The organism is Rhodococcus sp. Leaf233 (genome assembly GCF_001426165.1).
GTDB classification, from domain to species: domain Bacteria; phylum Actinomycetota; class Actinomycetes; order Mycobacteriales; family Mycobacteriaceae; genus Rhodococcoides; species Rhodococcoides fascians.
The window spans coordinates 241,953-256,522 of sequence record NZ_LMRO01000009.1 but is presented as its reverse complement, the minus strand read 5'-3'; the positions used below and the strand labels follow the sequence as shown (position 1 = coordinate 256,522).

The following is a 14,570-nucleotide window of genomic DNA, read 5'->3' as shown; positions in this document are numbered from 1 at the left end:
TCGGATGTCGACACGACTCCACGTCTTACGACGACTCGCCGAGTCCGCGGGAAGTTATCGACGTGCCCGAAAGGAACGCAGGCATGAACAAGTTCAGGACGACGATGGTTGCCGTGGCAGCGACTGCTGCGTTGGTGGGCCTCACCGCATGCGGGGGATCGTCTTCCTCCGCATCCGCTCCGGTCGAGGGCGATTGGGACGCAGTGGTCGCGGCCGCGAAGGAGGAGGGCAGCGTGATGCTCTACTCGAGCCAGAAGCCGGCCAACCTCGATGCCCTGACGGCGGCCTTCGAGGCGAAGTATCCGGAAATCTCGATGGAGTACGTGCGCGGCACCGACTCCGAGATCAACCCCCGCGTCGAGACCGAGAATCGGACGGGAACCGGCATCGCCGACGTCCACATGACGACCGACGCGTCGTGGATCCAGAACGCCGCCGAGTCCGGCAAGTTCTCGACCGAACTCGTCGGCCCCGATCTCGATGCGGCAGCGTTCGATCCGGCGAAGAGCGTGATGAACGATCGATTCTTCTTGACCAGTGCTGCGGTATTCGGTCTGGGCTGGAACACTGCGGCCGTTCCGGACGGCGTCAGTGCGCCCGAAGACCTGATCGATCCGAAGTTCCAAGGCAAGATCGGCATCGTGAACCCCACCGGATTCGCGTCGTACGTGGATCTGTACAAGTTCTACGCCAAGAACTTCGGTGAGGACTACTGGAACCAGATGGCCGAACTCTCGCCGCGGGTCTACCCCAGCGCACTCGCTGTGGCGCAAGCCCTCACCTCCGGTGAAGTGACGGTCAGTCCCATGGTGCAGCCGCTCGTCACCGAGGTTGCCGCAGGCGCACCGGTCGATTGGGCTCTGCCCGACAAGCCATGGGGAACACCCTGGTACTCGGAGGTTCTCAGCGCCTCGCAGCACCCCAACGCAGCACAGGTGCTCGCGAACTTCATGGTGACGGCCGAGGGACAGCAGGCGCTGAACGGCGGATATGCAGCCGTCCTTCCCGACATCGAGGGAGCGGTCGCGCGAGCTCAGGACATCGCATCTCCCGACATCGACGAACTGACTCCTGAGAAGGTCGACCAGTACTCCCAGGAATGGCAGACCCTGTTCCAGGGCTGACTCTCCGCACACAGCACGAGAACGCAGACCGTCGCCTTGTGCGCGGAATGCGAAATGATTTGTGACAGAGACGAACACCGACGGTCGACGTACAGCGGCCGTCGGTGCACGCACACCGATGCTCCGAAAGCGAGTATGCAATGACCTCTCGATTCGCGGTCTCCGGACTGACGAAGACCTATGGTGCCAACGTCGTCGTCGACAGTCTCGACCTCGAGATCGAGCAGGGCGAATTCCTGGTCCTGCTCGGACCGAGCGGGTGCGGCAAGACCACGACCCTGCGGTGCCTCGCCGGGCTGGAGACGCCGCAGGGTGGTTCGATCTCGTTCGCGGGTCGGACCGTGTTCGATGCGGCGTCGAAAGTCCATGTCCCGGCGCACAAGCGAAACATCGGCATGGTGTTCCAGTCGTATGCACTGTGGCCACACATGACGGTCGCCGAGAACATTCGGTACCCGCTGACGGTGCGCAAACTGAAGAAGGCAATCGCCGACGGCGCGGTCGAGACGGCCGCGAACATGGTCGACTGCGGTGCGTTGCTCGACCGGTACCCCTCGCAGCTCAGTGGCGGCCAGCAGCAACGTGTCGCGGTCGCACGCGGGCTCGTGGCGCAACCGGATCTGGTGTTGTTCGACGAGCCCCTGAGCAATCTCGATGCGCGCCTGCGAGATCAGGTTCGATCGCAAATTCACCAGTTGCACCAACAGCTCGGTTTCACCGCGGTGTTCGTCACGCACGACCAGTCCGAGGCGTTCGCTCTCGGCGACCGTCTCGCGATCATGAAGGCCGGAAAGATCGAGCAGTACGACGAGCCCGAGCACGTCTTCGAGAATCCGGCTTCGGAGTACGTCGCCGCATTCATCGGGATGGGTAATCGGCTCGAACTGCGGCGCGGCCACGACGGCTGGGTCACCAGTGGCTCGGACGTCATCGACCTACAGACGGCCACGGTGCGTGAGCGTGCCGACGAGGGCACTCGTGCCGTCGCGCGGTTCCGACCGGACGACGTGCTGTTGCACGACACTGCCGACCAGGTGCCGCCCGGAAACATCGCCCTGCACGCAGAACTCGTGACGTACGAGTACGGCGGTCGGTACTTCGACGTGGCGGTCAAGACCGGCGACGAGCAGTTGACGCTGCGAGCCTCGGCTACCGAACACAGTGCGGCGCTGCGGCGTAGCAGTCCCGGACAACCCGTACTCGTCAGCTTCGCGCCGTCCTGTCTGCGGGTGTACGCGCTGCCCGACGCGTCGTCGGCCGCGAGCTCCGAGCTCGTCGGCTCCGCTGGAAAGACCTCGTGATGGCCACCGCAGTCGACGTCGAACGTCCCCAGACCGCCGAGACGCCCGCCAAGCGCTCACTGCCGATCTCGCCGAATTGGCGCGCGCGAATCGGGTACGCCGCCGTCCTCGCCGTGTTGGCCTACCTGGTCGTGCTCCCCATGGTGCGTCTGCAGATGCTCGCGTTCGAGGACGGAGCTGCCGGATACCGAAGTCAGTACGGCCGCTTCGACATCGGCGTCACCCTTCGAACCACGGTGGCGTTGGCGCTCGGTTCGTTGGTCATCGCGATGGTGCTGGGAACGCTGCTCGCCTTCGCTGCGAGCAGGCTTCCCGCCAAGCTCGGTTGGCTGCGTGTCATACCCATCCTGCCGATCGTGATGCCGGCGGTGGCCAGCGTGGTGGGGTGGGCATTCCTGCTCTCCCCCGGGCCCGGTTACCTCAATGTGCTCCTTCGACTGTTGCCGTGGTGGAGCGGATCGGACAGTGGCCCGATCGACGTGTACACCGTCCCGTGGATCATCGTTCTCACGGGCTTCGGTCTGACGTCGTTCGTCTACCTGTTCGTCAGTTCCGGCATGCAGAACATCAGCTCCGAGCACCTCGAAGCCGCTCAGGTCAGCGGATCGTCCACGGTCGGAATCTTTTTCAAGATCGTCCTCCCGCTGCTTCGGCCGTCCCTCATCTACGGCGGCGGCATCGCGCTGCTCCTCGGACTCGGCCAGTTCACCGGCCCCCTGCTGTTGGGTGCGAACACCGGCGTCAAGGTGCTGACCACCGAGATGTACCGCCGGGTGTCGGAGTCCCCGTCGGACTTCGCGGCGGCTGCGGCCGCGGGCTCTCCGCTGGTGATCTTCGGACTGGTACTGGTGCTGGCGCAGAAGGCATTGCTGGGCAACCAGACTCGCTTCGTCACGCACGGCGGCAAGGCATTCGCTCCCTCCACCGGTAAAGCGACGTGGGCCACGGTCACCATCGTCGTGTTCGCGCTCTTCGCCTTGGTCATCCCGCTGGTGGGTCTGATCATCGTCTCGTTGACGCCGTACTGGTCGGGATCGCTGTCGCTGAGTCTGTTGACGCTGGACAACTTTCGGGCACTGATGGATACGACGGCGGTGGTGGAGTCGGTCCTGACCAGTGTGCTGACTGCACTGGGTGCGGTCGCGATCTGCATTCCGCTCGGCTACCTGATGGCAAACCTTCTCGTCCGCGGTCGTCGGTTCAGAATTCTCGCACTGCTCGCAGACCTCATGACCGCACTGCCACTGGGCATCCCGGCCGTGATCTTCGGCGTCGGGTTCCTGCTCACGTACACCGAACCGCCGCTGATCCTCTACGGAACCAGAACGGTGATCATCCTCGTGTACATCGTGCTGATGCTGCCCTTCTCGACGAGAATGCAGATGACGGCCATGCTGTCGCTCGGCAACACGTACACCGAGGCGTCGGCCACCAGTGGTGCGTCCCCATTCGTGACGAATCTCCGAATCATGTTGCCGCTGATGCGTCCGACGATCCTCAGTGCCGTCGCGCTCATGTTCATTCTGTTGACCCACGAATTCGCTGCATCGCTTCTCGTGCGAGCGTCGACGACCCAGGTGATGGGCACGTTGCTGTTCGACATGTGGCAGAACGGTTCTTACCCACTCGTGGCCGCGATGGCCTTGCTCATGACTGCCGTCACCACGATCGGTGTCGCCGCGGCGATGCTCGTCGGCGGCCGTAACGTGCTCAGCAAGCTGTGACGGGCGTGCAGTCCCGGCTCCGGGACAAGGTCGTTCTCGTCACCGGAGCAACCGGAGGGATCGGTACCGCGATCGTCGAACGGCTGGCCTCGGAAGGCGCAGTGCTCGTGGTGACCGACGTCGACGGGGCCGCGTGCGGCGCACTCGTGGCGGACCGGGCCGACAGCGAACGCCATCTCCCGATCGCCCTGGACATCACTCGGGAAGATCAGTGGCACAGCGCTGTCGAGGCGGTGGACGCGCAGTACGGCCGGCTCGACGCCGTGGTGAACAACGGTGCCATCGGTAGCCTCGGAACCGTCGTCGACGAGGATCTCGACCGATACAACCGAGTTGTCGAAGTCAGTCAGACCGGGACGTGGCTCGGAATGAAGCATGCCGGCGCGTATGTCGAGCGCTCCGGCGGAGGATCCGTCGTCAACATCTGTTCCATCCTCGGCAGTGTCGGCGGCCTCGGCAACAGCTTCGCCTACGCCGCAGCCAAAGGCGCTGTGCGCACCATGACCAAGAACGCAGCCCTGCACTGGGCCACCAAAGGTGTCCGAGTCAACTCCATCCACCCCGGCTTCATCGGCACCACGCAGCTGCTCGAACGCTACGAGGGCTCCGAACGACACAGCGCCATGATCGCGCACACCCCGATGGGTCGACTGGGAACCGGGGCCGAAGTGGCTGCCGCCGTTGCCTTTCTGGCCGGAGACGACTCCACGTTCGTCACCGGGACCGAGCTGTACGTCGACGGCGGCTGGACCTGCGACTGACCGCTCGGGCGGGCTGTCGGGGCGGATGCTTCAGCAGGTGGTGAAGAAGTCCACCCCGTTGGAGGTCCGCACCGACAGTCTGCCGCGCTGGACCAGAACATCGAGGTGCGCCAGCGTCTCGCAGGTCGCCACCATCTGATTGAAGCTGTCCAGGGTGGCGAACGATCGATCGTGCCGAGTCCACGTCAGACCGGCCGCCACGTCCAACCCGGTTGCGCGAGCAGCAGATTCGACGACGCTCTCGGTAGCGGCGAGACGGCGATCGTGGTGTTCGAGCAGCTGCCGGCAACGCTCGTGCACGCCCGCACCCGGATGGCCGTGCGACGGCAACATCGTCCGGTCGGGTTCGTCGAGCATCACCGACAGAGACGTCAGATACTTGGCCAGCGGGAGGTCCCACTCGCCGAGCTCGAACCCGATCGACGGCGTGATCGTGGGCAGAACGTGGTCTCCGGTGTAGCACAGGTTCCGGTCGGTGTCGTGAAACACCATGTGGCCCTTCGTGTGTCCGGGAGTGTGTGCAGCGACTACCGCATGGCCGGGAACGTCGAGGGGACCGGGTTGTAACCACGCGTCCGGTAGCTCCCAGTCCGCGGCGTCGAAGGGTTCGGCCTTCCCGCTCTCCGCTGCGATGCGAGCGATCTCGAACGCGCCCGCGCGCTCGAGTTCACGAATCGAGCTGACCGGAACGTTGCTGCGCAATCGACCGATCGCTTCGATGCCCGGTGCCTCTGCGGCACCGAGATGCACCCGCGTCCCGTATCGACGACGCAGCTCGACGGCGAACGTGTAGTGATCACGATGGACGTGAGTGACGTACACGTCGTGAATCTCCGACGGTCGACGCCCGATGCGACGCAACGCGTCGACGAGCTCGTCGTGCGTGGATGCCCGGTGCCAACCGCCGTCGATCAACACCAGCCCCGTATCGGTCTCGAGCACATAGACATTGATCGCACGCAGACCGTCCTGAGGCATCTGCAGAGGGACGCGATGAACGCCGTCTGCCACTGCGAAACAGCCCGGGTCGGCCCACGACGACGTCATCCCGCGTCGCTCGCGAGGGGCACCATCGTCTTCTCGTCGCCGTACCACATCATCCGTCGGCCACCCATGGTCCCGACGTGGTCGACGGCGGCCTTCCACTCGTCACTGGCCAGGGCCGCTTCGAGTGCGTCGCGCGACTCGAAGCTGAGCACCGACAAGCCGTCCCACCCTTGGGATTTGCTCCCGAATGCTTCGATCAATTCGGTGTGCTGCCAGCGGAGCAAACCGGGCAGGGGATACGTGACGTCGGCATGCTCGCCGCGCCACCACGTGATGAACTGCTCGTGGGTCCACTCTTCCGGGCGGGCGGCGACGAGTACCAGGTTGTACATATTTTCTCCTAAGTGAATTCTGTTCAGTTTCAATGACCACGAAGAGCCGGTGAGACCCCGCTCGCGGGTGCTACTTGCGTACGACGCGGATGGCCGCGTCCGTGACCACGTCGGTGATCTCGTCGATCGTCAGGCGACCGTCGGGGCGGTACCACCGCCATACGCTGACCACCAAGGCGAGTACCAGCCGGGCGGACATCGTCGGATTCGACTCGGCGAACTGCCCCGCCTCGATTCCCCGGCCGACCAGCGCGGTCCAATCCCGCTCGATACGTTGGACCAGGGCGCGGCACTCGACTCGTTCGGCCTCTTCCTTCGCGGACTGACGTTCGGTCGCCAGGAGGTCCATGTGATTGTGCAGGATGCGACGCGCCAAGGCGTCCTGAGGCGATGCGGCCAACGATGCGGCGATCGCCGCACGCAGTGCGTCCTCGGCATGCGTGACCCCCTCGGTGGCCGCGACGAACCGGGCGGCGGAGTCCGCGAGTTCGATACGCATGATCGTCAACAGGCAATGCGCTTTGGACTCGAAGTAGTGGTACAGCGCAGTCTGACCGATACCGACCTCGTCGGCGATGGACGCCCACTTGGTGTGCTCGTAACCCACTTTGCCGAAGTGGTCGATAGCCGCCGACAGAATCCGCGTTCGCTTGGACCGCGGGCTCTCGCGTCGAACGTCGGTTCCTACGGTCATGATTGCCCCTACTCATAGAACGTATGCAGCCTCGGTCGGAGTTTACATTTTTCGATGTGAATTCGAGTCAGTTGCGGCCGCGAGCTGCCTGGCCAGCGCCGTCGCATCGGGACGGGACAGTTTTCCGACGCGATTCTGCGGTAAGTCGTCGACAGTGAAGACGAATTCCGGCCACTTCGACTTGGGGAAGTCGTCCTTGGCCAACTGCGCGGTGACGTCCTCGAGTTCGAGCTCCTCACCACCGGTGACCACGAGCGCTGCGGCGCGCTCCCCCAGCAGGTCGTCCGGTACCGGTACGACACAGACCTGCACGACGGACTGCAGCGAGGCGATCGCCGACTCGACCTCGTTGATGTCGATGTTGCGTCCACCACGAATGATGATCTGTTTCTGTCGACCCATGACGCGAATCGAGCCGTCCGATGCGACCTCCACCAGATCACCGGTCGGAAGAAAACCGTCGGGCGTCAGCTCGGGCGGGACCGGAGTGCCGGCCCGGGCATACCCGACGAACAGCGACGGGCCCTTGACCTGGGCGGCACCGATATCGTCCGCGGGGAGCGGACGGCCGTCCGAGTCGACGGCTCGCACGGTGGTGCCGGGAAACGGCCGACCGTCGCGTCCGAGGCGGATCGACACCGGGTCGTCGTGAGCGGGTGTCGTGTGGCCCAAGCACTCGGACATTCCGAACACCCGGAGGAACGTGGTGTGCAACCACTGTTCGGCCTTGGCGAGCGCGCGCTCGTTCATCGGTCCGCCGCCGACCGTCATGGCGCGCATCGTGTCCAGTGCGCCTTCGGAGTTCGGTGCGACCGAGAGCTGCAGCGCCATGGTCGGTACCAGCATCGTCCAGGCAATCCGGTGTTCCTTCGCTGCCCGCAGAGCCACCTCCGGGGACCACTTCCCGATGGCGACCATCGGACCTCCCAGTAGCGCAGGCAGATACATTCCGAAGCAGAATGCGGCAACCGACGACAGCGGAACGAAGGCACCGATCGCCTCGCCCGGGCGGAGACCGACGGCATCGATGGTGGATCGAGACGCATACCTGATCGCGTCCTCGGATTGCACCACGCACTTGGGCCGGCCGGTCGAACCCGAGGTCATCGCAATCGCATCGCCTCCGTTCCATCGCGCGACAGAGGCGAACGCACCACTCGTCGCTCGTACGCGGTACGAGCCGAAGGCGGGCTTGTCCACGGGAAATTGCTCGTCGGGCACACCCCAATGACGAAGGGCCTCGGGCGTTCCCACGACGACGTCCGGTCTGATGTCCTCGAGGGCCAGCGCGAACTCCGACTCCGTTGCGTGCGGGCTGACCACCGCGACCACACCGCCGGCGAGACCGACACCGAGGGCAGCCGCCACGGTGCCCCAGGTGTTGTCGGCCTGAATCACCACGGTCGGTGGGCTGGGGTCGATACCGCCGAACACGTCGGCGAGGGATGTCGCCGCCTCGACCACGGTCCGGATCGAGTGGCTGCCGTCCTCGTCGACGACGGCGATGGCATCGGGGGTCTGTTCGGCGCGGATGACCATCTCGCGGGCAAGCCGTTTCACTGGTGTGACTCTTTCCTGGTACGTGATGCGCTCATGTCGAGAACTGCACGGCCGGTGACGGATCCGTCTCGCAACCGGTCGTATGCAGAGATAGCCTCGGTGAAGGGGAAGGTGGTGATTTCGGCGCGCAGCAGGCCGTCCTGCGCTAGTGCGACAACGGCTTCGAGATCGGCATGCGTACCCCAGAACGGTGCATCCACCGTCCATCCTGTGGCCAGACCGACATCCTTCCCGACTGTCAGTCGGCCGCCGGCGCTGCCTACCACCACGACAGAACCCCCGGACCGCAGCAGGGCGGCCGCCGGAGCGGTCGTGGTCGGCGCGCCGACGAAGTCGAGGACGAGATCTGCCCCGTCCAGTGCCGTGAGCCGTTGCGTCGCAGCGGAAACGGACTCGTAGAATTCGTGCGCTCCCGAGGACTCGGCCAGGGCAGCGGCGTCGGCCTTGGAGTCGATTGCGACGATGTGCGGCACGCCCATGGTGCGCAGGATCTGCAGGGCGAGGTGGCCGAGACCGCCGACTCCGATCACGACCACGTTGCTTCGGTCGTCGATCACGGCGGAGTTGGTGCGAATGGCGTGATACGCGGTCAGTGCCGCGTCCGCCAGAGGCGCGGCTCCGAGAGGATCGAGATCACCGATCGGAACCAGTACGCGCTCGGACGGCACCAGCATCAGCTCTGCGATGCCGCCCGGGTACCCCAGACCGTTTCCGATGGGGGCCAGCCGGCCGTCGGGACGCCGAGCGAGGCTGCGACAGTAGTTCTCTCGGCCCCGCAGACAGTTCGGGCACGTTCCGCAGCTCCAGATTCCGTGTACGACCACGGCGCGACCGATCCAGGAAGGGTCTGCCGACGGTCCCGCCGAGACGACCGTTCCGGCCACTTCGTGCCCCAGCGTCAGCGGCAGGTCGTAGTCGAAAGTCTCTGCGCTCGAGTTCATCACGTGCAGATCGGATCCGCACAGTCCGGCTGCGTCCACCTGGATCAGAAATTCGTGCCCGGTCGGCACCGGGTCCGGCACCTCCTGGAACTCCGGTGCGCTCCCCCACTGAAGGACCTGCACGGCCAACATCAGCGAGCAGTCCATCCACCGTCGACCACCAGGGTCTGACCGGTCATGTAGGAGCTGGCGTCCGAGGCCAGAAACAGCACGGCACCGTCGATCTCGCCGTCGACGCCGCCGCGTCCGAGCATGGTGTTCCGCCGCACCCACCCTGCGGACTTGTCGTTGGTGAACAGGCCATCGGTCATCTCGGTATCGAACCACCCCGGCACCACGGCGTTGACGCGAATGCCTCGTCGACCCCACTGACCGGCCAGTTCACGAGTGAGGCCGAGCGTGCCTGCCTTCGACGCCGCGTAACTGGCACCGCCGATCGGTGCGGTGGACACCAGTCCGATCACCGAGGAGATGTTGATGATCGACGCTGTTGCCTCGATCGGCATCTTGCCGACCGCATAGGTGGCCAGATGGAACCCGGCGATCAGGTTGACGTCGAGGATGGACTGGAAACCGTCCAGTGTCTCGTCCTCGGCGTTGGGCGGACCGGGCTTGCCCGCGTTGTTGATCACGACGTCGAGCCGACCGTGTTCGTCGAAGCATCGGTCGACGAGAGCTCGCCGGTCGCTGTCGTCGGTGACGTCGCACCGCACGGGCACGATGGCCGGGATCTCGGCCGACAACGCTTCGAGCCGGTCGAGCCGTCGCGCGGCGGCGTACACCGTGGCACCTGCCGCGGCGAGAGCCCGGGCGAAACCGAGGCCGAGCCCCGACGAGGCACCGGTGACCACAGCGACGCGACCGGTCAGCGAGAACATGTCCTGGGTCATGTGTCCACTTCCAAACTGATTGTCGGACAATAGGAGTGATCGGTCAGTAGACGGCGGTACGGCCGCCGTCGACCGGGATGATCGCGCCCGTCGTGTACCCGGCGTCGTCCGAGGCGAGATGGGTGATCAAGCCGGCGAGCTCGTCGGGCCGCCCCAGCCGCCCGGCCGGGAGCCGGTCGACGATCTTGCCGATGAACTCCTCGTCCCAGTTCTCCGACATGTCGGTGGCGAAACCGCCGGGCATCACACAGTTGACGCGCACCGTGGGCGCGTACTCCTGGGCGAACGCGCGGGTCAGCGCATTGAGCCCGTTCTTGGCTGCTGCATACATCGCCTCGGGTGGGCTGGGTCGCTCGGCACCGATGCTCGAAATATTGATGATGGACCCACCTCCCGCGCCCGCCATCCGGTTCCCGGCCACAGCCATCAGCCGGAACGGGCCCTTGAGATTGACCTCGATCGTCTTGTCCCACAGTCCCTCGGTGACCGACACCAGATTCTCAGCCAGCGGCGCGATCCCGGCGTTGTTGACGACGATGTCGAGGCTGCCGAAACGAGAAATGATGTCGTCGACGGCAGGCTCGATGCTGTCCCAGTGTCCGACGTGCAACGCGTACGGATGTGCGCTGCCCGGGCCCGCGTCACCCAGGCTCGAAACCGCGCTCTCGCAGGCCTCGAGCTTGCGGCTCGACACGATGACCGTCGCGCCCGCGTCCTTCAGTCCGCGTGCGATCGCCAGACCGAGCCCACGGCTCGCTCCCGTCACCAGAGCGACCTTGCCGTCCAATTTCGGTGTACTCATGCGTACCTCTTGACCTCGAGTCGGGCGATGGTCCGCAGATGGACCTCGTTGGGGCCGTCGGCAATCTGCAGAGCTCGGGTGATGGCATAGAGCCGAGCGAGAATGGTGTCGTTGCTGACTCCGGCCGCGCCGTAGGTCTGCACCGCTCGGTCGACGACCTTGTGGGCCACCTCCATCGCAGCCACCTTGATGGCCGCCACTTCCGAACGGGCCGAGGCATTTCCGGCGGTATCCATCAACCAGGCCGACTTGAGCACCAACAACCGGATCTGGTCGATCTCCATGCGGCTGCGGGCAATCCACTCACGCACCACACCTTGATCGGACAACGGTCCGCCGAATGCCTGCCGCACGAGCGAGCGCCGACACATCATTTCCAGTGCGCGCTCGGCCATGCCGATCGCCCGCATGGCGTAGTGCATGCGCCCGGGCCCGAGTCGCCCCTGGGCGATGGCGAATCCGTCGCCCTCCTCTCCCAGCATATTGGCGGCGGGCACGCGCACGTCGGTGAACTGAACTTCGCCGTGGCCCAGACGATCCTGGAAGCCGAACATGGGCAGGTCGCGTACCACCTCTACGCCGGGGGCGTCGGACGGAACCAGAATCATGCTCTGCCGGCGGTAGGTGGAACTGTCCGGATCCGACTTCCCCATGAAGATCATGAGCTTGCAGTCGGGATCGAGAACGCCGGAGGTGTACCACTTTCGGCCGTTGACGACGTACTCGTCGCCGTCACGGGTGATGGTCGAGGTGATGTTGGTGGCGTCCGAGCTCGCGACATCGGGTTCGGTCATGGCGAACGCAGAGCGAATGGTGCAGTCCAACAACGGCTTCAGCCATTGCTCCTTCTGCTCCTCCGTGCCGTACATGGCCAGAATCTCCATGTTGCCGGTATCGGGTGCAGAGCAGTTGATCGCCTCGTTCCCGATGATGGAACGGCCGACGATCTCGGCGAGCGGCGCATATTCGAGATTGGTCAGCCCCGCACCGAGGTCGTCGTGGGTCATGAACAGGTTCCACAGCCCCAGATCACGAGCGCGTGCCTGCAGATCCCGCATGATCTGCGGTTGCTCGTGCGGATTGTCGTTCGCGGCGATCTGAGCGTCGTAGACACTCTCGGCCGGATAGACGTGGTCGTTCATGAATGTCTCGAGCGTGGCCGACAATTCGGCCGTCCGCTGTGAGTAGGAAAAGTCCACTTCCGTGTGCTCCTGTCGAGTAATGGTGCGTCAGCGCGCGAGCAATGCGGTGCCGGTGTCGATCAACCTGCGGATGGTCGCGGGCAGCTTTTCCTGATCCGGGTCGATGTGGCGCCCCTCGCGGTGCCGACGCAGGTTGTGTCCCATGATCGCCGCCATCTTGAGCCGTCCCAGGGCGTCGAACCATGTCATGTCCGGCAGCGCCGGACCGCTCCCGGTGTAGCAGGAGATCAGTTCGTCGGTACTGGGCAGACCGGGAACGTCGCGGCCCACCCCGGGAAAGTTGGTGCCGTCGGCGAATACCAGGAACCACCCCAGTTCGACGCGTGGATCACCTGCGCTCCAGATCTCCCAGTCGATCAGAGCCGCCGGCTCGAGACCGTCGGAGATGATGTTTCCCAACCGGTAGTCCCCGTGGACGAGTGTGGGTGTGATCGCCGCTGGAATGTCTCGGCGGAGCAATCGAACCAACTCGTCGGCACCCTCCACGAGTTCCACCGGAACCGCCGCGAGCGTCTTTGACCACCGGTCCAATTCGTCTGCCGGCGAGAGGATGTCGCCCGTATCGGGTATGTCCGCGAGCGGCACGGCATGCAACGCCGGCAGCACCTCTGCGGCTCGCCGCATACGTGCGGCCGCAATACTCGGTTCCACCTCGGGGTCGTCGAGCACCGGTTCGAGCGACTCACCGACGACGAGTTCCATGGCGAACCACGCCGGTTCCTGCTCGTCGACCGCCACTATTGCCGGTACCGGCACCTCGGTATCGGCCAACGCGCGCAGAATCGAAGCCTGCCGGAGCATGTCGTGCCGCCCGACCGAGCGCTGCCCTTCGGGGACCGCCTTGACGACGAAGTCGCCGCCGGAGGTTCCCACCCGATAGGTCAATCCGGAATGGCCACCGAGGAGCGGTTCGAATGTGCTGACGGTGACGCCGAGCTCGGCGTCCAGCGCGGCGGACACGCGTGCGCGCAGGGAGGTTTCGGTCATGGTCGTGGCTCTCTCGGCAGACCGAGCACGCGCTCGGCGATGATGTTGTGCTGAATCTCGTCGGTACCACCGGCAATTCGATAGCCCGGGGCCCCGAGTAGATGCTCGGACCATGCGAACGTGCCCCACCCTCCCGAGTCGGACGTCAGTTCACGCCCGAGCAGTAAGCGCGCGACTTCCGATGTCCTGGCCATCGTGTCGGTGGCCAACAGCTTTCCCAGTGATGCTTCCGGACCTGGATCGTTGCCGGCGATGACGGCACCGGCGACTCTCATGTTGCCGATTCGCTGCACGAAACTACGTGTCACCAGATCGGCTACGGCGTCGCGCTCGATCTCGGTCAGCTCGCGGCCGAGGTTCTGGGCAAGGGCCACAGCGCGATCCGCGTTCGCCAGACCGAGGTTTCCGCCGTCGAGGCGTTCGGCCGCGAGCACTGTCAGGGCAACCTGCCAACCCTTCCCGACCGGGCCCAGCCGAAGGTCGTCGCTCAGGTGCACCCCGTCGAGGTACACCTCGTTGAAGGAGCTGCCCCCCGTCATCTGGCGAATGGGACGTACGTCGACCCCCGGCGCGTCCATCGGGATCAGGAACATGGTCAGACCGGCGTGCTTGGCGACGGTGGAGTCGGTGCGGCACAGAGCGACTCCGTAGTGTGCGACCCGCGCCCCCGACGTCCACACCTTGTGCCCGTCGATCGTCCACGAGCCGTCCTCGGACTGGGTTGCTCGCGTCCGGACCGCGGCCAGGTCGGAACCGGCTTCGGTCTCGGAGAACAACTGACATGCGATGACGTCGGCCCGAAGCATCGCGCGGACGAACCTGGCCCGCTGCTCCTCGGTTCCCCACTGCGCAATGGTGGGCGCAACCAACTGTTGAGTGACAGAGAACATCTCGGTCCTCTTGGGGACGTCGAACGTGTCCTCGACGCGCCGGAAGGCGAGTACGTACGACAACGGTAGGTCGCGGCCACCGTACTCGACCGGGGAATTCAACGCGCCCCATCCCGCATCGAACTTCGCCTGCTCGTAGGCGGCGATCTCGTCGGTGTGCGCCTGCTCTTCCTCTGCGGTCCAATTCTCGAAGACAGCGACCGTATCCGGCCCGTCGCCCCACACGGAGTCGGTGCGCGGCGCGGCCACGGTTGTCAGCCACGCCGTCGCCTGCTCGCCGAACTCGGCGATGTCCGGAATCGTTCGTTGTGTCAC

At 65.1% G+C, this 14,570-nt stretch carries 14 protein-coding genes; 4 read left to right on the top strand and 10 right to left on the bottom strand.

Going from position 1 to position 14,570, the window contains the following annotated elements; genetic code table 11:
* Window positions 1-83 precede the first annotated feature (83 nt).
* The 4 genes from ASH04_RS11955 (at window position 84) to ASH04_RS11940 (ending at window position 4,910) form a co-directional block, all read left to right on the top strand.
* Window positions 84-1,124 (top strand): ABC transporter substrate-binding protein, encoded by a 1,041-nt coding sequence (locus ASH04_RS11955; RefSeq protein WP_032386453.1) that lies wholly within the window; start codon window positions 84-86, stop codon window positions 1,122-1,124.
* 140 nt (window positions 1,125-1,264) lie between these two features.
* Entirely contained in the window at window positions 1,265-2,425 is a 1,161-nt protein-coding gene (locus tag ASH04_RS11950) for an ABC transporter ATP-binding protein (RefSeq protein ID WP_032366847.1), read from the top strand.
* Entirely contained in the window at window positions 2,425-4,149 is a 1,725-nt protein-coding gene (locus ASH04_RS11945) for an ABC transporter permease (RefSeq protein ID WP_057473611.1), read from the top strand. The genes ASH04_RS11950 and ASH04_RS11945 overlap by 1 nt, the downstream gene beginning before the upstream one ends.
* Window positions 4,146-4,910, top strand: coding sequence for an SDR family NAD(P)-dependent oxidoreductase (locus ASH04_RS11940; protein ID WP_057473610.1), 765 nt, complete (start codon window positions 4,146-4,148; stop codon window positions 4,908-4,910). The genes ASH04_RS11945 and ASH04_RS11940 overlap by 4 nt, the downstream gene beginning before the upstream one ends.
* A 30-nt stretch (window positions 4,911-4,940) precedes the next feature.
* Here ASH04_RS11940 and ASH04_RS11935 read toward each other — a convergent pair whose 3' ends face one another.
* The 10 genes from ASH04_RS11935 to ASH04_RS11890 all read right to left on the bottom strand — a co-directional run bounded on the left by ASH04_RS11935 (window position 4,941) and on the right by ASH04_RS11890 (window position 14,570).
* Complete coding sequence (locus ASH04_RS11935) at window positions 4,941-5,957, bottom strand: MBL fold metallo-hydrolase (protein WP_057473609.1); 1,017 nt, start codon at window positions 5,955-5,957, stop codon at window positions 4,941-4,943.
* A complete protein-coding gene (locus ASH04_RS11930) occupies window positions 5,954-6,289 on the bottom strand; it encodes an EthD family reductase (protein WP_057473608.1) in 336 nt (111 codons plus the stop codon). The genes ASH04_RS11935 and ASH04_RS11930 overlap by 4 nt, the downstream gene beginning before the upstream one ends.
* 70 nt (window positions 6,290-6,359) lie before the next feature.
* Window positions 6,360-6,983, bottom strand: coding sequence for a TetR/AcrR family transcriptional regulator (locus tag ASH04_RS11925; protein WP_032366851.1), 624 nt, complete (start codon window positions 6,981-6,983; stop codon window positions 6,360-6,362).
* A 42-nt stretch (window positions 6,984-7,025) separates the two neighbouring features.
* Window positions 7,026-8,543: a class I adenylate-forming enzyme family protein gene (locus tag ASH04_RS11920; RefSeq protein ID WP_156394534.1), complete on the bottom strand. Its 1,518-nt coding sequence runs from the start codon at window positions 8,541-8,543 to the stop codon at window positions 7,026-7,028.
* Window positions 8,540-9,616: an alcohol dehydrogenase catalytic domain-containing protein gene (locus ASH04_RS11915; RefSeq protein WP_032367322.1), complete on the bottom strand. Its 1,077-nt coding sequence runs from the start codon at window positions 9,614-9,616 to the stop codon at window positions 8,540-8,542. Before ASH04_RS11915 ends, ASH04_RS11920 begins: the two co-directional genes overlap by 4 nt.
* Window positions 9,616-10,374 (bottom strand): SDR family NAD(P)-dependent oxidoreductase, encoded by a 759-nt coding sequence (locus tag ASH04_RS11910; protein WP_032366853.1) that lies wholly within the window; start codon window positions 10,372-10,374, stop codon window positions 9,616-9,618. Before ASH04_RS11910 ends, ASH04_RS11915 begins: the two co-directional genes overlap by 1 nt.
* Window positions 10,375-10,417: 43 nt before the next feature.
* Window positions 10,418-11,176, bottom strand: a complete 759-nt coding sequence (locus ASH04_RS11905) for an SDR family NAD(P)-dependent oxidoreductase (protein ID WP_032366854.1) — start codon at window positions 11,174-11,176, stop codon at window positions 10,418-10,420.
* Window positions 11,173-12,375 (bottom strand): acyl-CoA dehydrogenase family protein, encoded by a 1,203-nt coding sequence (locus ASH04_RS11900; RefSeq protein ID WP_057473606.1) that lies wholly within the window; start codon window positions 12,373-12,375, stop codon window positions 11,173-11,175. The genes ASH04_RS11905 and ASH04_RS11900 overlap by 4 nt, the downstream gene beginning before the upstream one ends.
* 30 nt (window positions 12,376-12,405) lie before the next feature.
* Entirely contained in the window at window positions 12,406-13,365 is a 960-nt protein-coding gene (locus ASH04_RS11895) for a phosphotransferase family protein (RefSeq protein WP_057473605.1), read from the bottom strand.
* Entirely contained in the window at window positions 13,362-14,570 is a 1,209-nt protein-coding gene (locus tag ASH04_RS11890) for an acyl-CoA dehydrogenase family protein (protein WP_235579997.1), read from the bottom strand. The genes ASH04_RS11895 and ASH04_RS11890 overlap by 4 nt, the downstream gene beginning before the upstream one ends.